Below are 20,095 nucleotides of genomic sequence, written 5' to 3' on the forward strand. Positions count from 1 at the left end.
GAAAGCCTGTAAATGCGTGATAATCCGGGCAAACATCAAAGGACTGTTGCGCTGTGAGCATAAATCTTCCGCTGCCGCTGCTGGGTGAAATGGCGATTTTCGTCAAGGTTGTCGAGACCGGCAGTTTTTCCGAGGCGGCTCGCCAGCTGGGTACTTCGCCCTCGGCGGTAAGCCGGAGCATTTCGCGTCTGGAAAAGGCGCTCGCCACGCGACTACTGCAACGAACCACGCGCAAGTTGCGCCTGAGCGACGGTGGCGAAGAGGTGTTCAAGCGTTGCCAGGAAATGGTCAATGCCGCCCGGTCAGTGATGGAGATCAGTGGTCAATTCACGGATGAACCCGAGGGCCTGGTGCGTATCAGCGTGCCGAAGGCGGTTGGCCGGATCGTGATCCACCCGCACATGCCGGAGTTCTTGCGCCGTTATCCCAAGGTGGATGTGGAGCTGTTGCTTGAGGACCGCCAGGTCGACTTGATCGATGATCATGTCGACCTGGCGATTCGCATCACCGACCGGCCGCCTGCGGGGCTGGTGGGGCGGCAGCTGCTGACCATCGATCATTTGCTGTGCGCCACTCCGCAGTATCTGGCCGAACACGGTACGCCGACTCACCCCCACGACTTGCTCAACCACAGTTGCATTTACCTGGGCGAAACCCCGAGCGATGCGCGCTGGAAATTCAAGAAAGGCAGCAAGGCGGTCACCGTCGGCGTGCGTGGACGCTACGCCGCCAATCACACCGGCGTACGTTATGGCGCGGTGTTGCAGCACATCGGGATCGGCAGCCTGCCGTACTTCACCGCACGGCATGCTTTGGAGAAGGGCTTGATGGTGCAAGTGTTGCCGGACTGGACCTTCCTCGCGTCCTATCACGGCGGTGCCTGGCTGCTGCATTCGCCAACCCGCTACCTGCCGCCCAAACTGCGGGTGTTGATCGATTACCTGGTGGAGTGTCTGGCGAAGGAGCCGACGCTGGGCAAGCCCGGCAAGTCGAATGGGCCGGGTTGGTCGCCATCGGAGTATGAGCTGCCGGAGAGTGACGGCTTGTTCTGAACGAAAAGCAGGTTCTTCACGCAATCCTGGAAAACCGTAGGAGCCGGCTTGCCGGCGATGGACTCGAGTGCGCCGCGTTTACCCAGTCTGCACGCGTCATCGTTGACGTCCATCGCGAGCAGGCTCGCTCCTACAAGGGGCCGCGTGAGCTCCAAACCAAAAAAGGCCCGCATGTTCAACCATGCGGGCCTTTTTTGCATGACCGATCGGGGATCAGTGCTTGCTGTCCTGGTTCGACAACGCCAGCAGCTGCTTTTCCTGATTCCAGTCGAAAGGTTCGTCGTTCTGTTCGGCTTCGAAGCGCCGCTCTTCCAGGGCCTGGTACAGGTCGATTTCATCATCGGGCATGTAATGCAGGCAGTCACCGGCGAAATACCACAGCAGGTCGCGTGGCACCAGATGGGCGATTTGCGGGTAGCGAGTGATGACCTGGCACAGGATGTCCTGGCCCAGGTACTGGCTTTCGATCGGATCGATCGGCAGTGACGCGAGCAGTTCGTCGAAGCGCTCAAGGAACAAGGCATGACTTTCGTCGGGAACCTGCTCGGCCTCACCTACGGCGACCAGGATGCTGCGCAGGTGGTCGAGTAAAACGAGATGATCGGCAACGATGTTGGACACGAGATAAGTCCTCAAGAGCAAAACGGGCGCGGGAGTATAAAGCGCCCGCGCCCGTTTTTACATGTTTGAAGGGATCAGCGGACTTTTCCTGCGGCCAGTGTCAAAGCCTCTTGGTCAAAGTCATCGACATCGATCACCTTGCGCCGCGCCGCCTCGGCTTCACGCAGGGTTTGCGCTTCCACCGGCTGCAGCACGCCAGCCTCGAGCGCGGCATCGATCAGCGACTCGCCGGCCACCGTTTTGACCTGGCCGCTCTTGAGTGCCACATGCAGTTTTTTCTGCAGCGGCTGTGCCGCGCCCAGCAGATCGCAGGCGTGCTGCAATGCGCCGACCGGATCGTCGCTCGCTTGTGGGCGATAGCAACCCAGGAGCAGTTCCTCCAGGGCCGGGTCGCCCTTGGCGCGGCCGATCAACGCAGCGACTTCGGCTCCGAGTTTGTCCGATGGCCCTTTGTGCCGGCGCCCGAACGGGAACACGATCACCCGCAACAGGCAGCCGACGACTTTGTTCGGGAAGTTGTTCAGCAGCTCATCCATGGCCCGTTCCGCCTGGCCCAGGCTTTCTTCCATGGCCCAGCTCACTAATGGTGTCATGTACTGCGGTGAGTCGAGGTCGTTGTAGCGTTTGAGCGCGGCCGAGGCCAGGTAAAGGTTGCTCAATACGTCACCCAGCCTTGCGGACAGACGCTCCCGGCGTTTCAGTGCACCGCCCAGCAACATCATGCTGAGGTCGGCGAGCAGGGCGAAAGCCGCCGCCTGACGATTGAGTGCGCGGAAGTAACCCTGGCTGAGCTTGTCGCCCGGGATGTGTTCCAGGTGCCCGAAACCGAGATTCAGCACCAGCGTGCTGGCGGCATTGCTCACGGCAAATCCGATGTGCTTGAGCAGCAGGTCATCGAACTCTCTGAGCGCCTGATCCTTGTCTTCACGACCGGCCAGGGCCATTTCCTTGAGCACGAACGGATGGCAGCGAATGGCGCCCTGGCCGAAGATCATCAGGTTGCGCGAGAGAATGTTCGCGCCTTCGACAGTGATGAAAATCGGCGCGCCGTTCCATTTGCGCCCCAGGTAATTGTTCGGCCCCAGGATGATTGCCTTGCCGCCGTGCACGTCCATGGCATCGCTGATGCAGTCGCGGCCGCGCTCGGTCAGGTGGTACTTGAGAATCGCCGACAGCACCGACGGTTTCTCGCCCAGGTCGACCGCGTTGGCGGTGAGCATGCGGGCGGCGTCCATCATCCAGGCGTTGCCGCCGATGCGGGCCATGGCTTCCTGAATACCTTCGAAAGCGGCAATCGGCACGTTGAACTGCTCGCGAATCTGAGCGTATTGGCCCGTCACCAGACTGGTGAACTTGGCCATGCCGGTGCCCACCGCCGGCAGGGAAATCGAACGTCCGACCGACAGGCAATTCATCAGCATCATCCAGCCTTTGCCGAGCATTTCCTGGCCACCGATGAGGAATTCCAGCGGGACGAACACGTCCTTGCCGGAGTTCGGGCCGTTCATGAACGCCGCGCCCAACGGCAGATGCCGGCGGCCGATCTCGACACCGGCGGTGTCGGTCGGAATCAGCGCCAGGCTGATGCCCAGGTCTTCCTTGTCGCCCAGCAGGTGATCCGGATCGTAGGCCTTGAAGGCCAGGCCGAGGAGGGTAGCGACCGGGCCGAGGGTGATGTAGCGCTTTTCCCAGTTCAGGCGCAGGCCGAGCACTTCCTGACCCTCCCACTCACCTTTACAGATCACTCCGGAGTCCGGCATGCCGCCGGCGTCGGAGCCGGCCAGAGGGCCGGTCAGGGCAAAGCACGGGATGTCGTCGCCGCGGGCCAGGCGTGGCAGGTAATGATGGCGTTGTTCGTCGGTGCCGTAATGCAGCAGCAGTTCGGCCGGGCCGAGGGAGTTGGGGACCATCACGGTGGAGGCGAGGTCGCCACTGTGGCTCGCCAGTTTCATCGCCACTTGCGAGTGGGCATAGGCGGAGAAGCCCTTGCCGCCAAACTCCTTGGGGATGATCAGGGCGAAAAAGCCGTTGTCCTTGATGAAGGTCCAGACTTCGGGCGGCAGGTCCATGGTTTGACCAAGCTGCCATTCATTGACCATGGTGCAGAGTGTTTCGGTCGGACCGTCGATGAAAGCCTGTTCTTCTTCGTTCAATTGCGCCTTGGGATAGGACAGCAGTTTGCTCCAGTCCGGGCGACCGCTGAACAGTTCACCGTCCCACCACACCGTGCCGGCGTCGATGGCGTCGCGTTCGGTTTGCGACATCGGCGGCAGGGTCTTCTGGAACCAGCTGAACATCGGTGCACTGAACAATTTTCGACGCAGGTCGGGCAGCAGCAGTGGCGCGGCGACGGCGGCGATCAATACCCATAAAACCAGCAACAACCAGCCCGGCGCGCGACTGAACGCGCCCATCGCCACGACATAGACGGCCACGATGACCAGGGCGGGCAGCGGGGCCATGCGACGGTGGGCCAGATAAGCAATCCCGACCAGCAGAACCAGTATCCACAACAGCAGCATATTCATTCCTCCGTGAAACCAGGGCGAACCAACCCTCGAAGCTTAGACGGCATCCGCAAAAGAGGCTGGTTAGAGCGATGTGATCGGAATCGCGGGGGATCCCGGATGATTTTCCTGCGGCAGATGGCGCCGCACGCGTGGCAAAAGCGTTTGTCGAGCGAGCGGCAAAGCGCCCAATTTTGGCCGAAACGTCGTTATCTCTGTGCTCAAGTGCTCGCTAGACTCGGGGCTTCCCCAGGAGATTGTTCTCATGCACGAGTATCTGAGCCCCGGCCGCTTCATCGATAGTGACCACCCGTCCGTGGTGGAGTTCGCCGAAAAACACCGAGGCGCCAGTCGCGATCCGCTTGAGCAGGCGATCAGTCTCTATTACGCCGTGCGCGAAGCGGTGCGCTACAACCCGTACACCTTCAGTCGCGATCCACTGACCCTGCGCGGCAGTTATGCGCTGGCGGCCGGGGAGAGTTACTGCGTGCCCAAGGCCACGTTGCTGGCCGGTGCCGCGCGGCACTGCGGGATTCCCGCGCGGATCGGCCTGGCGGACGTGCGCAACCACTTGTCGACGCCACGGCTGCTTGAATTGCTCAAAAGCGACATGTTCGCCATGCACGGCTACACCGAGTTTTATTTGCAGGGTCGCTGGATCAAGGCGACACCGGCGTTCAACCGCAAACTCTGCGACCTGTTCAATGTTGCACCGCTGGAATTCGACGGGACCAACGACAGCGTTTTTCATCCCTACAACCGCGATGGCGCGAAGCTGATGGAGTACCTGGTCGATCATGGACAGTTCGCCGACGTCCCTGAAGCGTTCTTTTTCGAGCATCTGGAAAAATGCTATCCGCACCTGTTCGGTGAGCAGCAGCAACCGCTGCTGGGTGATATGCAGAGCGATTTGAGTCGCGCCTGATCCGGCGTATGCTGCCTGCCCACTTACCGAAAAAGAGGCGGTCATGCTGAAGATCTGGGGTCGGAAAAACTCGTCGAATGTCAGAAAACCATTGTGGGCCGCCGAAGAACTGGGACTGGCCTACGAGGCCATCGATGCCGGTGGCGCCTTTGGTGTCGTCGATACGCCCGAGTACCGCGCGATGAACCCCAACGGTCGGGTGCCGGTGATCGAAGACGATGGCTTCGTGTTGTGGGAATCCAACGCTATCGTGCGTTACCTGATGGCCCGCCACGCCGCCGATACGGCCTGGTATCCGGCGGACCTGCAGACCCGCGCCACCGCGGACAAGTGGATGGACTGGACCACCTCGAGCTTTGCCGGCCCGTTCCGTACGGTGTTCTGGGGCGTATTGCGCACTCCGGCAGACCAGCAGGACTGGGCCGCCATCCAGGCGGCGATCAAGGAATGCGAGACACTGCTGGCGATGGCCGACCAGGCGTTGGCGAACACGCCCTACCTCTCCGGCGACCAGATCGGCATGGGCGACATTCCCCTGGGCAGTTTCATTTATGCCTGGTTCGAGATGCCGATCGAGCGCGCGCCGCAACCTCATCTGCAGGCCTGGTACGCACGGTTGAAACAGCGTCCGGCTTACCGGAAGGCCGTCATGACCGCGTTGACTTAATACTCACTATCGACACGCTTGACTGTACTTGTGTGGCGGCGACAAGCACCATTGTGTCAGTTCGTTGCGGTTGTATTGTTCGCCGCCGCCCATACTTATCCCTTTCTTCCCTTCTTGGTGCGTAAATCAGATATGAGTTCCGCTCTGTCCATCCGGCAGCTAACCAAAACCTACGGCAACGGTTTCCAGGCCCTGAGTGGTATCGATCTGGATGTCGCCGAAGGTGACTTTTTCGCCTTGCTCGGCCCCAACGGCGCCGGCAAATCCACGACCATCGGTATTCTCTCGACCCTGGTGAACAAGACCAGCGGCACCGTGAATATCTTCGGTCACGACCTGGATAAAAATCCTGCGCAGCTCAAGCGCTGCATCGGCGTGGTGCCTCAGGAATTCAACTTCAACCAGTTCGAAAAGACCTTCGACATCGTCGTGACCCAGGCCGGCTACTACGGCATCCCGGCGAAAATCGCCAAGGAACGCGCCGAACAGTACCTGACCCAGCTCGGCCTGTGGGACAAGAAGGACGTGCCGTCGCGTTCGCTGTCCGGCGGCATGAAGCGGCGCCTGATGATCGCCCGCGCGCTGGTCCATGAACCGCGCCTGCTGATCCTCGACGAACCGACTGCCGGGGTGGACATCGAACTGCGTCGCTCGATGTGGAGTTTCCTCACCGAGCTGAACCAGAAGGGCATCACCATCATCCTCACCACCCACTACCTGGAGGAGGCTGAGCAGCTGTGCCGCAACATCGGCATCATCGACCACGGCACCATCGTCGAGAACACCAGCATGAAGCAGTTGCTCAGCCAATTGCATGTGGAAACGTTCCTGCTGGACATGAAGAACACGTTGCAAGTGGCGCCGCAGTTGCTCGGCTACCCGTCCCGCCTGATCGACAGCCATACCCTGGAAGTCCAGGTGGACAAGTCCATGGGCATCACCGCGCTGTTCACCCAGCTGGCACAGCAGAACATCGAAGTGCTGAGCCTGCGTAACAAAACCAATCGCCTCGAGGAGTTGTTCGTGTCCCTGGTGGAGAAAAATCTGTCGAAGGTGGCGGTATGAGTTCCGAGCTGCGCCCCAACCTCATTGCCCTCAACACCATCGTTTACCGTGAAGTCCGGCGTTTCACCCGGATCTGGCCGCAGACCCTGCTGCCACCTGCGATCACCATGGTTTTGTACTTCGTGATCTTCGGTAATCTGATCGGTCGGCAAATCGGCGACATGGGTGGCTTCACTTACATGGAGTACATCGTGCCGGGGCTGATCATGATGTCGGTGATCACCAACTCCTACGGCAACGTGGTGTCGAGTTTCTTCGGCAGCAAGTTCCAGCGCTCCATCGAAGAACTGATGGTCTCGCCGTTGTCGCCGCACACCATCCTGATCGGCTACACCCTGGGTGGCGTGCTGCGCGGGTTGATGGTCGGGATCATCGTGACCCTGCTGTCGCTGTTCTTCACCCATTTGCAGGTACATCACCTGGGCGTAACCGTTCTGGTGGTGGTGCTGACCGCGACGATCTTCTCGCTGCTGGGCTTCATCAACGCCGTGTTTGCGCGCAACTTCGATGACATTTCGATCATCCCGACGTTCGTACTGACGCCGCTGACCTACCTGGGCGGGGTGTTCTATTCGATCTCGCTGTTACCGCCGTTCTGGCAGACCGTGTCGCTGGCCAACCCAGTGCTGCACATGGTCAACGCATTCCGCTATGGCATCCTCGGCGTGTCGGATATCCGCATCAGTATTGCGATTACGTTCATGCTGGTGGCGACCGTGGTGCTTTACCTCGGTTGTGCGCGGTTGCTGGTCAGTGGGCGCGGGATGCGTACCTGACCGTAGGAGCTGGCTTGCCAGCGATGGCGTCAGCCCGGACACCGCAAAAAAAAACGGCCTCCACATGGAGGCCGTTTTGCATTCTCACATCCGGCTCTTCTTGCGCCGCTTCCATTGCCTGGCCACCCACCAGCGCCAATACGCCATCACCAGGAAATAGGACAGCGCACCGAGTACCAGCCCCGTGACGACCGAACCCAACAGGAACGGTTGCCACAAGGTCGAGATTTCACCCGTGATCCATTCCCAGGTCAGCGAGTCCGGCAAATGCCGGGCGGGAACGTCCATCAACCAGGCACCGGTCTGGTAGGTGCAGAAGAATACGGCAGGCATGGTGATCGGGTTCGTCAGCCAGACCAGGCTCACGGCAATCGGCATGTTGCCGCGCACGATGATGGCGAGGATTGCCGCCAGCAACATCTGCAGGGGGATCGGCAGGAACGCCGCGAACAGGCCAACCGCCATGGCTCGGGCAACGGAGTGGCGGTTGAGATGCCACAGGTTCGGGTCATGCAACAGCGTGCCGAGAAAGCGTAAGGACTTGTGTTCCCTGATGCTCAACGGATCTGGCATGTAACGTTTGAATAAGCGCCGGGGCATAAGGCTTCTCGGTCGGTCAGGGTGGCAAGTATGTCTGGATTCCATGAACTGCCCATTCAGACTTTGTGACAATTATTAACGGCGTGTGCGCGACGGGCGGGCTAAGCCTTGGAGGGGACTCTCAAGGACGGGCTTATGCGCACAGGGATGATGGCGCTGGCGTTGGGTCTGTTGACCTTGCGTTTTTTACCGGCATTACCGCCGGTCTGGTTGTGGCTGGCGATGCCGGTGGCGGGATTGATGTTGCTGCCGTTCAGGACGTATCCGCTGGCGTTTTACCTGTTCGGCTTGAGTTGGGCCTGCGCGAGTGCGCAGTGGGCGCTGGATGACCGGTTGCCGCCGGCGCTGGACGGGGAGACCCGCTGGATCGAAGGGCGGGTCACAGGCTTACCCCGGTATGACGACGGTGTGGTGCGATTCGAAATGGCCGACATCGAGTCCCGGCGTACCCGGCTGCCGCGACAAATGCGCCTGGCCTGGTATGGCGGGCCGACCGTGCAGAGCGGGGAGCGCTGGCGTCTGGCAGTCAAGTTGAAGCGTCCGGTCGGGCTTCTCAATCCGCAGGCCTTCGACTACCAGGCCTGGTTGCTGGCGCAACGCATCGGGGCGACGGGGGCGGTCAAGTCAGGTGAACGTCTGGCTCCGGCCCAATGGGCCTGGCGCGATGGAATCCGCCAGCGCTTGATGATGGTGGATGCCCAAGGACGCAGCGGCGCGCTGACGGCGTTGGTACTCGGCGACGGCGCCGGGCTGAGTCGCGAAGACTGGCAGGTATTGCAGGACACCGGCACGGTGCATCTGCTGGTTATTTCCGGGCAGCACATCGGATTGCTGGCGGGCGTTGTGTATCTGCTGATCGCCGGCCTGGCCCGCGTTGGCTGGTGGCCGAGCCGCCTGCCCTGGTTGCCTTGGGCGTGCGGCCTGGCATTCGCCGCGGCGCTCGGTTACGGGATGCTGGCCGGGTTCGGGGTGCCGGTGCAACGCGCCTGCCTGATGCTCGGCCTGGTGTTGTTGTGGCGTCTGCGCTTCCGCCATCTCGGTGCATGGTTGCCGCTGTTGCTGGCACTCAACGGCATTTTGCTGCTGGAGCCGCTGGCGAGCCTTCAGCCTGGTTTGTGGCTGTCTTTCGCGGCCGTGGCAGTCTTGATATTGACCTTCGGCGGCCGGTTGGGCCCCTGGCGTTGGTGGCAAGCCTGGACCCGCGCCCAGTGGCTGATTGCAATCGGCCTGTGCCCGTTGTTGCTGGCCTTGGGGTTGCCCATCAGCCTCAGCGGGCCGCTGGCCAACTTGTTCGCGGTGCCCTGGATCAGTCTGGTGGTCCTGCCACCGGCGTTGCTCGGAACCCTGTTGCTGCCGGTGCCCTACGTGGGTGAGAAATTGCTTTGGCTGGCGGGCGGCCTGATCGACGGGTGGTTCCGGGTGCTGGGGCTGGTCTCCGGTCAGGTTCCCGCGTGGATGCCCACGGCGGTCCCGTCATGGGCCTGGGTAATCGGTGCCATGGGCGCGTTTTTGCTCTTGCTGCCGCGAGGCGTGCCGATGCGTTCGTTGGGGTGGCCGATGTTGTTGATGCTGGTTTTTTCGCCCAGGCCGATGTTGCAGCCAGGCATGGCCGAAGTCTGGCAACTGGATGTCGGCCAGGGCCTGGCGATCCTGGTTCGCACGCGGCATCACACCTTGCTGTACGACGCCGGTCCGCGTTTCGGTGAGCTCGATCAGGGCGAGCGGGTGGTACTGCCGGCGTTGCGCAAACTGGGGGTGAAAGGCGTCGACCTGATGCTCATCAGCCACGCCCATGCCGACCACGCCGGCGGTGCCCGGGCGATTGCCAAGGGCTTGCCGGTGAACCGGGTGGTCAGTGGTGAACCGTCAGACCTGCCTGCGCAGTTGCAGGCCGAGCGCTGTGAAAGCGGTCGGCAATGGACCTGGGATGGCGTCGATTTCCAGCTCTGGCACTGGCCATTGGCCGGCGACAGCAACCAGAACTCTTGTGTCCTGCTGGTCGAGGCCAATGGCGAACGGTTGCTGTTGAGTGGCGACATAGACGCCGCCGCCGAGAGAGCCCTGCTGGGCAGTCCGTTGGCTGTCCCCATCGATTGGCTGCAGGCACCGCACCACGGCAGTCGCAGTTCATCGTCCGGGGCCCTGCTGGATGTCCTGCAACCCAAAGCTGCGCTGATCTCCCGCGGGCAGGGCAATTCCTTTGGCCATCCGCATGCGACGGTGATCGCGCGTTATCAAAAACGCGGAATGGCGATCTACGACAGCGCCGATCAAGGTGCCATTCGTCTGCAACTGGGGCGCTTCGAGGTGCCTTGGTCAATGCGTCAGGAACGGCGTTTCTGGCGCGATCCGCCGCCCCCGGAGCAATAACCGAGCGTTATGAACGCCCAGCCGGATGTGGCATCACGGACTTCGGTGCTTGCACCCCCTATGTTAGAGTGACGCACTTTTTCGAGGGGACTGTCACTGTGTGGGAATTGGTCAAATCCGGCGGCTGGATGATGCTGCCGATCATTCTGAGTTCCATCGCGGCCATGGCCATCGTTGCCGAGCGTCTCTGGACGCTGCGCGCCAGTCGCGTGACCCCGGAGCACTTGCTCGGGCAGGTCTGGGTCTGGATCAAGGACAAACAGCTCAATAAAGACAAACTCAAGGAACTGCGCGCCAATTCGCCTTTGGGCGAGATCCTTGCGGCCGGCCTGGCCAACTCCAAGCATGGTCGCGAGATCATGAAAGAGTGCATCGAGGAGGCCGCGCAACGGGTCATCCATGAGCTCGAACGCTACGTCAACGCCCTGGGCACCATTGCCGCCATGGCGCCATTGCTCGGCCTGCTGGGTACGGTGTTGGGCATGATCGATATTTTCAGCGCATTCACAGGCAGTGGCATGACCACCAACGCCTCGGTACTGGCCGGTGGTATTTCCAAGGCACTGATCACCACGGCTGCGGGCCTGATGGTGGGTATCCCTGCGGTGTTCTTCCACCGTTTCCTGCAACGCCGGATCGATGAACTGGTGGTCGGCATGGAGCAGGAAGCGATCAAGCTGGTCGAGGTGGTGCAGGGCGACCGTGATGTGGACCTGTCCGGGAGCAACGCGTGAAATTCCGCCGCAAACCACGGGAAACGGTGGACATCAACCTCGCGTCGCTGATCGACGTGGTGTTCATCCTGCTGCTTTTTTTCGTCGTGACCACCACCTTCACCCGTGAAACCCAGCTGCGCGTCGATCTGCCGGAAGCGGTCAGCGGCACGCCTGCCGATGATCAGGGCAAGGCTTTGGACATCACCATCAGTGCCGACGGTGTGTTCTCGGTGAACAACCAGATCCTGCCGAAAAGCGACCTGGCCTCGCTGATGGACGCACTGCAAAAGGAAGCCAACGGCGACACCAACCGGCCGCTGTCCATCAGCGCTGACGGCAAAACTGCGCATCAGTCCGTGATAACTGCCATGGATGCGGCCGGCAAACTCGGTTTCAGTCATTTGCGCATGACCACCATCGAGGCGGCGCCTCCCGCGCCCTGATGGCCATGTCCGATCGATTGCTCGCCGCGTGGTACGCAGGTCATCCGGCCCTGAAGCTGTTGCAGCCACTGGAATGGCTGTACCGGCGCGTGGTGATGAACAAGCGCAAGCGCTTTCTGGCGGGCGAGGGCGAGATCTATCAGCCGCCGGTGCCGCTGATCGTGGTCGGCAACATCACCGTGGGCGGCACCGGCAAGACGCCGCTGATCCTGTGGATGATCGAGCACTGCCAGCGCAGCGGCCTGCGGGTTGGCGTGGTCAGCCGCGGCTACGGCGCCAAACCGCCGCAATTGCCATGGCGGGTTGAAGCTGAACAAAGCGCCGACATCGCCGGCGACGAGCCGTTGCTGATTGTCCAGCGCACGGGCGTGCCGCTGATGATCGATCCCGATCGCAGCAACGCCGTCAAAGCCTTGCTGGCCAGTGAGCCGTTGGACCTGATCCTGTCCGACGACGGCATGCAGCACTACCGCCTGGCCCGCGACCTGGAGCTGGTGCTGATCGACGCCGCCCGGGGCCTGGGCAACCGCCGTTGCCTGCCTGCCGGGCCATTGCGCGAGCCGGTCGAGCGCCTGCAAAGCGTCGACGCGGTGCTCTATAACGGGGCTGCGACCGACCGCGAGGATGGATTTGCCTTTCAGTTGCAGCCCACCGCACTGGTCAATCTGCGCAGCGGCGAACGGCGCTCCCTCGAGCATTTTCCCGGCGGCCAGGCCCTGCACGCGGTGGCCGGCATCGGCAATCCGCAACGTTTCTTCAAGACCCTCGAAACGCTACACTGGCAGCCGGTTCCACATGCGTTTGCCGACCACGCCGAATACAGCGTGCAGGCTTTGAATTTCACGCCGTCGTTGCCTTTGGTGATGACGGAAAAGGACGCGGTGAAATGCCGTGCCTTTGCCGCCGCCGACTGGTGGTACCTGGCGGTCGATGCCGTGCCGTCACCGGCCTTCGTGGCCTGGTTCGACACACAACTGATGCGCCTGCTGCCGGCTCGTTTGTTGCCTTAACTCCGTTTTTTCCAGGGAATGCACATGGACACCAAATTGCTCGATATCCTCGCTTGCCCGGTCTGCAAAGGCCCGCTCAAGCTCAGCGCCGACAAGACCGAGCTGATCAGCAAGGGCGCAGGCCTGGCCTACCCGATTCGCGACGGCATCCCGGTGATGCTCGAATCCGAAGCGCGCACCCTGACCACCGACGAGCGCCTGGATAAATGACCACAGCCTTTACCGTCGTCATTCCATCGCGTTACGCCTCCACCCGCCTGCCGGGCAAGCCGCTGCTGCTGATCGCCGGCAAGCCGATGATCCAGCATGTCTGGGAACAGGCGAGCAAAAGCAGTGCCGCGCGAGTGGTGGTTGCCACCGACGACGCGCGCATCGTCGAGGCCTGCAATGGCTTTGGTGCCGAAGTGGTGCTGACCCGCGAGGATCACAATTCCGGCACCGATCGCCTGGCCGAAGTCGCGATGAAGCTGGGCCTGGCGCCCGATGCCATCGTGGTCAACGTCCAGGGCGACGAACCGCTGATCCCGCCGAGCGTGATCGATCAGGTCGCCGCCAACCTGGCCGCCCACGCGCAAGCGCGCATGGCCACCCTGGCCGAGCCGATCGAAGACGCGCAAACCCTGTTCAATCCCAACGTGGTCAAGGTCGTCAGCGACCTCAATGGCCTGGCGCTGACGTTCAGTCGCTCCACCTTGCCCTGGGCGCGGGATGCTTTCGCCGTGAACCCTGAGCAGTTGCCGGAAGGTGTGCCGTACCGCCGCCACATCGGCATCTATGCCTACCGCGCCGGATTCCTGCAGGATTTCGTCAGCTGGGGCCCCTGCTGGCTGGAAAACACCGAGTGCCTGGAGCAGCTGCGTGCCCTGTGGCACGGCGTGCGGATCCACGTGGCCGACGCACTGATCGCGCCGCCCGCCGGCGTCGATACCGCTGAAGACCTTGAGCGCGTTCGTCGCCTGCTGGAGGCGTGATGCGGGTTCTGTTTGTCTGCCTGGGCAACATCTGCCGCTCTCCCACGGCCGAAGGCGTGCTGCGGCACAAGCTGCGTGAAGCGGGGCTGGCCGATCAGGTCGAAGTCGCCTCCGCCGGCACCGGCGACTGGCATGTCGGCAAGGCGCCGGACAAGCGCAGCCAGGCCGCGGCAAAGCTGCGCGGTTATGATTTGTCCGCCCAGCGCGCGCAACAAGTCAGCCGCGCCGATTTCGCCACCTATGACCTGATCCTGGCGATGGACAACAGCAACCTGCGCAACCTCAAGGCCCTGCAACCGGCCAAGGGCAAGGCAGAGCTTGATTTGTTCCTGCGCCGTTATCAGTCGCCAGTCGATGAAGTGCCGGATCCGTATTACGACGGCGACCAAGGCTTCGAGCAGGTGCTGGACCTGATCGAGCACGCCAGCGATTTGCTGGTGATCGAATTGAAGGGACGGTTATGAGTTTGCAGGTCAGGTCGCAGGTTTCGCTCAAGCCGTTCAACAGCTTTGGCGTGGATGTCCAGGCGCGGTTGTTTGCCGAGGCCCATAGCGACGCCGATGTGCGTGAAGCCCTGGCCTATGGGCTGGAGCACAAGGTGCCGGTACTGGTGATTGGCGGCGGCAGCAACCTGTTGCTGACGGCGGATATCGATTCACTGGTGCTGCGCATGGCCACTCGCGGGATTCGCCTGCTCAGCGATGACGGCAGCAAGGTGGTGATCGAAGCGGAGGCGGGCGAGCCCTGGCATCCGTTCGTGCAACACACGCTGGCGGCGGGGTTGTCCGGCCTGGAAAACCTCAGCCTGATTCCCGGCACCGTCGGCGCGGCGCCAATGCAGAACATCGGCGCCTACGGGGTCGAGATCAAGGACGTGTTCGCCGGCCTGACCGCCCTCGATCGACAGAGCGGCGAACTGCGCGACTTCACGTTGCAAGAGTGCAACTTCGCTTACCGCGACAGCCTGTTCAAGCAGGAGCCTGGGCGCTGGTTGATCCTGCGTGTGCGTTTTGCCCTCGACCGCGGCGCTCATCTGCATCTGGAATACGGACCGGTGCGTCAGCGCCTGACCGAACAAGGCATCGAGCATCCGACCGCCACCGATGTCAGCCAGGCCATTTGCAGCATCCGCAATGAAAAGCTTCCGGACCCGGCCGTACTCGGCAATGCCGGCAGCTTCTTCAAAAACCCCCTGGTGTCGGCAGCGCTGGCGGCACGGCTCAAGGGCGAATACCCGGACCTGGTGGCCTATGCGCAACCCGACGGGCAGATGAAACTGGCTGCCGGCTGGTTGATCGAGCGGGCAGGGTGGAAGGGTTTTCGTGAAGCCGACGCGGGTGTTCACAAGCTGCAGGCGCTGGTGCTGGTCAACTACGGCGGCGCAACGGGCCTGCAATTGCTGAACCTGGCGCAACGCATCCAGAAAGACATTTCGGAGCGTTTCCATGTCGACCTGGAAATGGAACCGAACCGGTATTGAGCTAAGCTTTCAGGACGGATCAAAAAGCCCTGCACGATGTTTATCGTGCAGGGCTTTTTTTTGGCTTTCTCTGGTTTGGAGATCATTTCATTTTCGACCAAGACGCGGTCTCTTGTAGGAGCCGGCTTGCTGGCGATGGTCGTCAACGATAACGCGTATAACCCGGATAAAACGCGGCGCACTGGAGTCCATCGCCGGCAAGCCGGCTCCTACAGGTATTGCGGTGTTTCCCGGAATGTTAATGCTCGGTTAACTTAGTCGGCTAACGATGCCCACTCCTGTTTCACCAAAGGCCCGGTGCAGACGTCTGCGTCCGCACAAGAGAGCCTATTAGCCTGAGTCGATCTGCGTGCGACCCTACGTCGCAAAGCCTGAGATCCAGCGGCAGATTGCTCGACCCCATAACTCAAGAAATATGCGGGCGTGCCCATGATTACCCTGAAGCTCAATGGTCAAGACCATCAACTCGACGTCACCGAGGACATGCCGCTGCTCTGGGCGATCCGCGACGTGGCCGGTTACAACGGCACAAAATTCGGCTGCGGCATGGGCCTGTGCGGCGCCTGCACCATTCATATCGAAGGGGCTCCGGCACGCAGTTGCATCACGCCCATCGGTGCCGTCGTCGGGCAGAATGTCAGCACCATCGACAACCTGCACGCCGACCCGGTCGGCAAAGTCGTGCAGCAAGCCTGGCTCGACACGGCGGTCGCCCAATGCGGCTTCTGCCAGGGCGGGCAGATCATGTCGGCGACAGCGCTGCTCAAGACCCATCCGAACCCGAGCGACGAGCAGATCGAAGAAGCCATGGTCGGCAACATCTGCCGCTGCGGCACCTACAACCGCATCAAGACCGCCATCCGCCAGGCCTCCACCCACCTGAAGGAGGTCAAGGCATGAACCGCTTACCGAATGATTTCGCCCTGAGCAACCTCAGTCGCCGTGGCTTTCTCAAAGGCGTGGGCGCCACCAGTGCGCTGGTATTGGCGGCAAGCTGGGGCTGGCAAGACGCTTTTGCCGAGGACAAAGAGAAAAAGTTCGGCGCCGACGGCATGCCGCACGGTTGGGTCGACGACCCGAAAGTCTATGTGAGCATCGCCGCCGATGGCACGGTAACCGTAATCTGCAACCGTTCGGAGATGGGCCAGGGCGTGCGTACCAGCCTGACCATGGTGGTGGCCGATGAACTGGAGGCCGATTGGGCTCGGGTCAAGGTACAGCAGGCCCCCGGCGATGAAGTACGCTTCGGCAACCAGGACACCGACGGCTCGCGCAGCATGCGCCATTGGTACGAACCGATGCGTCGTTGCGGGGCGGCTGCGCGTGCCATGCTGGAACAGGCCGCCGCTGATCAGTGGAAAGTGTCGGTCGGCGAATGCCATGCGCAACTGCATAAAGTCATCCATAAACCCTCGGGCCGCGAACTCGATTATGGCGTGCTCGCCGCCGCTGCCGGCGCCTTGGCCGTGCCGGCGCGTGACAGCCTGAGGCTCAAGCAGCCCTCGGAGTTTCGCTACATCGGCAAGGAAGGCACCAAGGCCATCGATGGTGAGGACATCGTCAATGGCCGTGCGGTGTACGGTGCCGACGTGCATTTCGACGGCATGCTCTACGCGACCATTGCGCGGCCCGCGGTGTATGGCGGCAAGGTCAAGAGCTTCGATGGCAGCGCGGCGATGAAAGTCCCCGGCGTGGTCAAGGTGCTGCAGATCGAGAGCCGGCCCTTGCCTTCGGAGTTTCAACCGCTCGGCGGTATCGCCGTGGTGGCGAACAACACCTGGGCGGCGATCAAGGGCCGCGAGGCGCTGAAAATCGAGTGGGACGACGGCCCCAACGCCAGCTACGACTCCATCGCTTACCGCAAGGAGCTCGAAGCCGCCTCGCTCAAACCCGGCAAGGTGGTGCGCAATACCGGCAATATCGATGAGGCCATGAGCAGCGCCGACAGCACGCTGGAAGCCTCCTATTATTTGCCGCATTTGTCGCAGTCGCCGATGGAACCGATGGTCGCCATTGCGCGGTTCAAGGACGGTGCGTGTGAAGCCTGGGGCCCAAGCCAGGCGCCGCAGGTCACCCGGGAGCGGATCGGTGAGCGCCTGGGCCTGCCGTTCGACAACGTCACGTTCAACGTGACCCTGCTGGGTGGCGGGTTCGGGCGCAAGTCCAAGCCTGACTTCATCATTGAAGCCGCCATCCTCGCCAAGGAATTTCCGGGCAAGGCGGTGCGGGTGCAATGGACCCGCGAAGACGACATCCACTGTTCCTACTTCCATACCGTTTCGGCCGAATACCTCAAGGCCAGTCTGAACAAGGACGGACTGCCGTCCGGTTGGTTGCACCGTACGGTGGCGCCGAGCATCACCGCATTGTTTGCGCCGGGCATGAACCATGAGGCAGCGTTCGAGCTGGGCATGGGATTCACCAACATGGCGTATGCGATTCCCAACATTCGCCTGGAAAACCCCGAGGCAACGGTGCACACCCGGGTCGGCTGGTATCGCTCGGTGTCGAACATTCCCCACGGCTTCGCGATCCAGAGCTTTATCGATGAACTGGCGCACAAGGCCGGGCAGGATCCGCTGAAGTATCAGGTCAGATTGCTCGGCCCGGACCGCAAGATCGATCCGCGCACCTTGAGTGAAGAGTGGAACTACGGCGAATCCCCCGAGCGTTATCCGATCGACACCGCGCGTCTGCGCACGGTACTGGAGACCGCCGCCAAGGCCGCCGGTTGGGGGCGTGAGCTGCCCAAGGGGCGCGGCCTGGGCCTGGCGGTGCATTACAGCTTCGTGACGTATGTGGCGGCGGTGATCGAGGTGGAGGTGAAGGACGACGGCACGCTGGTGGTGCACAAGGCTGACATCGCCGTCGATTGCGGGCCGCAGATCAACCCCGAGCGGATTCGCGCGCAATTCGAAGGCGCCTGTGTCATGGGCCTGGGGAATGCGGTGCTGGGGGAAATCAGCTTCAAGGATGGCAAGGTCCAGCAGGATAACTTCCACATGTACGAGGTGGCGCGCATGTCCCTGGCGCCGAAAGAGGTGGCCGTGCATCTGGTGACGCCGCCGGGCGAGGTGCCATTGGGTGGTGTGGGTGAGCCGGGCGTGCCACCGATTGCGCCGGCCCTGTGCAATGCGATCTTTGCCGCCACCGGCAAGCGCATTCGCAATTTGCCGGTTCGTTATCAACTGTCGGGCTGGCAGAAGGCCGAAGCCTGATGGACAGCGCCGATCTGAACGTCCTGCGCAGCGTGTTGTCATGGCATCGCGCCGGCCAGCGGGTGGTGTTGTACAGCGTGGTCGAAACCTGGGGCACGGCGCCCCGGGCGCCCGGCGCCATGCTCGCCCTGCGCGAAGACGGCATGGTGATCGGTTCGGTCTCGGGCGGGTGTGTCGAAGATGACTTGATCGCCCGGCTGCACGACGGGCGCCTCGCGCGCGACGGGCCGCCGGTGCAACTGATCACCTACGGCGTGACCCGCGAGGAAGCCGCACGTTTCGGCCTGCCCTGCGGTGGCACCTTGCGCTTGACCGAGGAGCGTATCGACGATGGGGACTGGGTCGAGCATTTGCTCGCCCGTTGCGAGGCCCATGAAATCGTCGCCCGTGAACTGAACCTGGCCACCGGCAAAGTGCTTTTGCAGCCGGCCGGTAAAGCTGACGTGTTGACGTTCGACGGCCAGACCTTGCGGGCGATCTACGGCCCGCGCTGGCGCTTGCTGTTGATCGGCGCGGGGCAACTGTCGCGTTATGTGGCGGAAATGGCCCGCCTGCTGGATTTCGAGGTGCTGATTTGCGATCCGCGTAGCGAATTTGCCTATGGCTGGGAAGAGCAGCACGGACGATTCGTTGCAGGCATGCCGGATGACGCGGTATTGAGTATCCACACCGATGAGCGCACGGCCATCGTGGCCTTGACCCATGATCCACGTCTGGACGACATGGCGTTGCTCACCGCCCTGGATTCCAGGGCTTTTTACGTCGGGGCGCTGGGGTCGCGAGTCAACAGCCAGAAGCGCCGGGAAAACCTGGCTCAACTGGGTTTGTCGCAAGCGGCGATTGACCGCTTGCATGGTCCGATCGGTTTGCACATCGGCAGTCATAATCCAGCGGAAATTGCCTTGTCGCTCATGGCGGAAATCGTCGCGGTCAAAAACGGCATCGAATTGAAGCAGAAGAAAGTCTTGCAGGAGAGGGTATGAGCAAGTCAATTGGCGTCATCGTGCTGGCGGCAGGGCAGGGCAGTCGGTTTCGTCAGGTGGCGGGCGCCGAAAAGGATAAATTGCTGGCCGATTGCACCGGTCGCGATGGTGCGGTGCGGTCTGTCATCGAACACACATTGGTCAATCTGCCGGTCGCACTGGACAAGCGCGTATTGGTGACGACCGCTGACCGTCCGCAAGTGGTTCGCATGGCTCAGGCCTATGGCTGCGAGATCGTGCTGATCGAGTCGACGGGTATGGGCGACAGCATTGCCGCCGGGGTCGCTGCCTGCAAGCAACTCGATGGCTGGCTGATGGTGCTGGGGGATATGCCGTTCATCCTGCCGTCCAGTATCGAACAAGTGGTGGCGGGTATTGGCGATGACCGTATCAGCGTGCCCGTGCAGAGCGGTGAGTATGGGCATCCGGTCGGGTTCGGACGGGACTTCGCGGCGGGGTTGATGGCGTTATCTGGGGATCGCGGGGCCAAGCCGCTGTTTGCCCAGGGGCGGGTGGTTGAGGTTGCAGTGGATGATCCCGGTGTGTTGTGGGATGTGGATGTACCTGACGCGTTGAATTTCAGGTCCGCTTAGCTCACCTGTAGGAGCGAGCCTGCTCGCGATAGCGGTGGATCAGCTAGCATCAATGTTGAATGTGATTCCGCTATCGCGAGCAGGCTCGCTCCCACAAG

General features: G+C 61.9%; 20 protein-coding genes. 17 read left to right on the forward strand and 3 right to left on the reverse strand.

Going from position 1 to position 20,095, the window contains the following annotated elements:
• Nucleotides 1-53: 53 nt before the first annotated feature.
• Nucleotides 54-1,052, forward strand: coding sequence for a LysR family transcriptional regulator (locus EI969_RS09505; protein ID WP_160387317.1), 999 nt, complete (start codon nucleotides 54-56; stop codon nucleotides 1,050-1,052).
• Nucleotides 1,053-1,265: 213 nt separating this feature from the next.
• Here the strand turns inward: EI969_RS09505 and EI969_RS09510 are convergent, their stop codons facing one another.
• Nucleotides 1,266-1,673 carry a PA2817 family protein gene (locus EI969_RS09510; RefSeq protein WP_150754013.1) on the reverse strand — a complete coding sequence of 136 codons (408 nt, stop codon included), beginning with the start codon at nucleotides 1,671-1,673 and terminating at the stop codon, nucleotides 1,266-1,268.
• A gap of 74 nt (nucleotides 1,674-1,747) precedes the next feature.
• On the reverse strand, nucleotides 1,748-4,195 hold the full coding sequence (locus EI969_RS09515; RefSeq protein ID WP_160387319.1) for an acyl-CoA dehydrogenase: 2,448 nt from the start codon (nucleotides 4,193-4,195) through the stop codon (nucleotides 1,748-1,750).
• A gap of 250 nt (nucleotides 4,196-4,445) precedes the next feature.
• On the opposite strand from EI969_RS09515, the gene EI969_RS09520 reads away from it, so the two are divergent.
• From EI969_RS09520 to EI969_RS09535, 4 genes are all read left to right on the forward strand, one after another.
• Nucleotides 4,446-5,105: a transglutaminase family protein gene (locus EI969_RS09520; protein WP_160387321.1), complete on the forward strand. Its 660-nt coding sequence runs from the start codon at nucleotides 4,446-4,448 to the stop codon at nucleotides 5,103-5,105.
• A 43-nt stretch (nucleotides 5,106-5,148) separates the two neighbouring features.
• Entirely contained in the window at nucleotides 5,149-5,772 is a 624-nt protein-coding gene (locus tag EI969_RS09525) for a glutathione S-transferase family protein (protein WP_160387323.1), read from the forward strand.
• 132 nt (nucleotides 5,773-5,904) lie between these two features.
• Nucleotides 5,905-6,837, forward strand: a complete 933-nt coding sequence (locus EI969_RS09530; protein ID WP_108215331.1) for an ABC transporter ATP-binding protein — start codon at nucleotides 5,905-5,907, stop codon at nucleotides 6,835-6,837.
• Nucleotides 6,834-7,613 (forward strand): ABC transporter permease, encoded by a 780-nt coding sequence (locus EI969_RS09535; RefSeq protein ID WP_160387325.1) that lies wholly within the window; start codon nucleotides 6,834-6,836, stop codon nucleotides 7,611-7,613. The genes EI969_RS09530 and EI969_RS09535 overlap by 4 nt, the downstream gene beginning before the upstream one ends.
• 84 nt (nucleotides 7,614-7,697) lie before the next feature.
• Here EI969_RS09535 and EI969_RS09540 read toward each other — a convergent pair whose 3' ends face one another.
• Nucleotides 7,698-8,213 (reverse strand): DUF2062 domain-containing protein, encoded by a 516-nt coding sequence (locus EI969_RS09540; protein ID WP_160387327.1) that lies wholly within the window; start codon nucleotides 8,211-8,213, stop codon nucleotides 7,698-7,700.
• Nucleotides 8,214-8,348: 135 nt separating this feature from the next.
• Here EI969_RS09540 and EI969_RS09545 point away from each other — a divergent pair, with 135 nt between their 5' ends.
• The 12 genes from EI969_RS09545 (at nucleotide 8,349) to EI969_RS09600 (ending at nucleotide 19,997) form a co-directional block, all read left to right on the forward strand.
• A complete protein-coding gene (locus tag EI969_RS09545) occupies nucleotides 8,349-10,583 on the forward strand; it encodes a DNA internalization-related competence protein ComEC/Rec2 (RefSeq protein WP_160387329.1) in 2,235 nt (744 codons plus the stop codon).
• Nucleotides 10,584-10,681: 98 nt separating this feature from the next.
• The gene (locus EI969_RS09550; protein WP_150717462.1) at nucleotides 10,682-11,317 is read left to right on the forward strand and encodes a MotA/TolQ/ExbB proton channel family protein; all 636 of its coding nucleotides are present in this window, start codon (nucleotides 10,682-10,684) and stop codon (nucleotides 11,315-11,317) included.
• On the forward strand, nucleotides 11,314-11,742 hold the full coding sequence (locus tag EI969_RS09555) for a biopolymer transporter ExbD (RefSeq protein ID WP_160387331.1): 429 nt from the start codon (nucleotides 11,314-11,316) through the stop codon (nucleotides 11,740-11,742). The genes EI969_RS09550 and EI969_RS09555 overlap by 4 nt, the downstream gene beginning before the upstream one ends.
• Nucleotides 11,742-12,752, forward strand: coding sequence for a tetraacyldisaccharide 4'-kinase (gene lpxK, locus EI969_RS09560; RefSeq protein ID WP_160387333.1), 1,011 nt, complete (start codon nucleotides 11,742-11,744; stop codon nucleotides 12,750-12,752). The genes EI969_RS09555 and lpxK overlap by 1 nt, the downstream gene beginning before the upstream one ends.
• Before the next feature lie 24 nt (nucleotides 12,753-12,776).
• On the forward strand, nucleotides 12,777-12,962 hold the full coding sequence (locus EI969_RS09565; RefSeq protein WP_003179363.1) for a Trm112 family protein: 186 nt from the start codon (nucleotides 12,777-12,779) through the stop codon (nucleotides 12,960-12,962).
• Nucleotides 12,959-13,723 (forward strand): 3-deoxy-manno-octulosonate cytidylyltransferase, encoded by a 765-nt coding sequence (gene kdsB, locus EI969_RS09570; protein ID WP_160387335.1) that lies wholly within the window; start codon nucleotides 12,959-12,961, stop codon nucleotides 13,721-13,723. The genes EI969_RS09565 and kdsB overlap by 4 nt, the downstream gene beginning before the upstream one ends.
• Complete coding sequence (locus EI969_RS09575; RefSeq protein ID WP_160387337.1) at nucleotides 13,723-14,187, forward strand: low molecular weight protein-tyrosine-phosphatase; 465 nt, start codon at nucleotides 13,723-13,725, stop codon at nucleotides 14,185-14,187. Before kdsB ends, EI969_RS09575 begins: the two co-directional genes overlap by 1 nt.
• On the forward strand, nucleotides 14,184-15,203 hold the full coding sequence (gene murB, locus EI969_RS09580; protein ID WP_160387338.1) for a UDP-N-acetylmuramate dehydrogenase: 1,020 nt from the start codon (nucleotides 14,184-14,186) through the stop codon (nucleotides 15,201-15,203). The genes EI969_RS09575 and murB overlap by 4 nt, the downstream gene beginning before the upstream one ends.
• A 429-nt stretch (nucleotides 15,204-15,632) precedes the next feature.
• A complete protein-coding gene (locus EI969_RS09585; protein ID WP_160387340.1) occupies nucleotides 15,633-16,103 on the forward strand; it encodes a (2Fe-2S)-binding protein in 471 nt (156 codons plus the stop codon).
• On the forward strand, nucleotides 16,100-18,421 hold the full coding sequence (locus tag EI969_RS09590) for a xanthine dehydrogenase family protein molybdopterin-binding subunit (protein ID WP_160387342.1): 2,322 nt from the start codon (nucleotides 16,100-16,102) through the stop codon (nucleotides 18,419-18,421). The genes EI969_RS09585 and EI969_RS09590 overlap by 4 nt, the downstream gene beginning before the upstream one ends.
• Nucleotides 18,421-19,404 carry an XdhC family protein gene (locus EI969_RS09595; protein ID WP_160387344.1) on the forward strand — a complete coding sequence of 328 codons (984 nt, stop codon included), beginning with the start codon at nucleotides 18,421-18,423 and terminating at the stop codon, nucleotides 19,402-19,404. The genes EI969_RS09590 and EI969_RS09595 overlap by 1 nt, the downstream gene beginning before the upstream one ends.
• Complete coding sequence (locus tag EI969_RS09600; protein ID WP_160387346.1) at nucleotides 19,401-19,997, forward strand: nucleotidyltransferase family protein; 597 nt, start codon at nucleotides 19,401-19,403, stop codon at nucleotides 19,995-19,997. Before EI969_RS09595 ends, EI969_RS09600 begins: the two co-directional genes overlap by 4 nt.
• Nucleotides 19,998-20,095 lie beyond the last annotated feature (98 nt).

The organism is Pseudomonas sp. PB101, from assembly GCF_009764265.1.
Taxonomy (GTDB): domain Bacteria; phylum Pseudomonadota; class Gammaproteobacteria; order Pseudomonadales; family Pseudomonadaceae; genus Aquipseudomonas.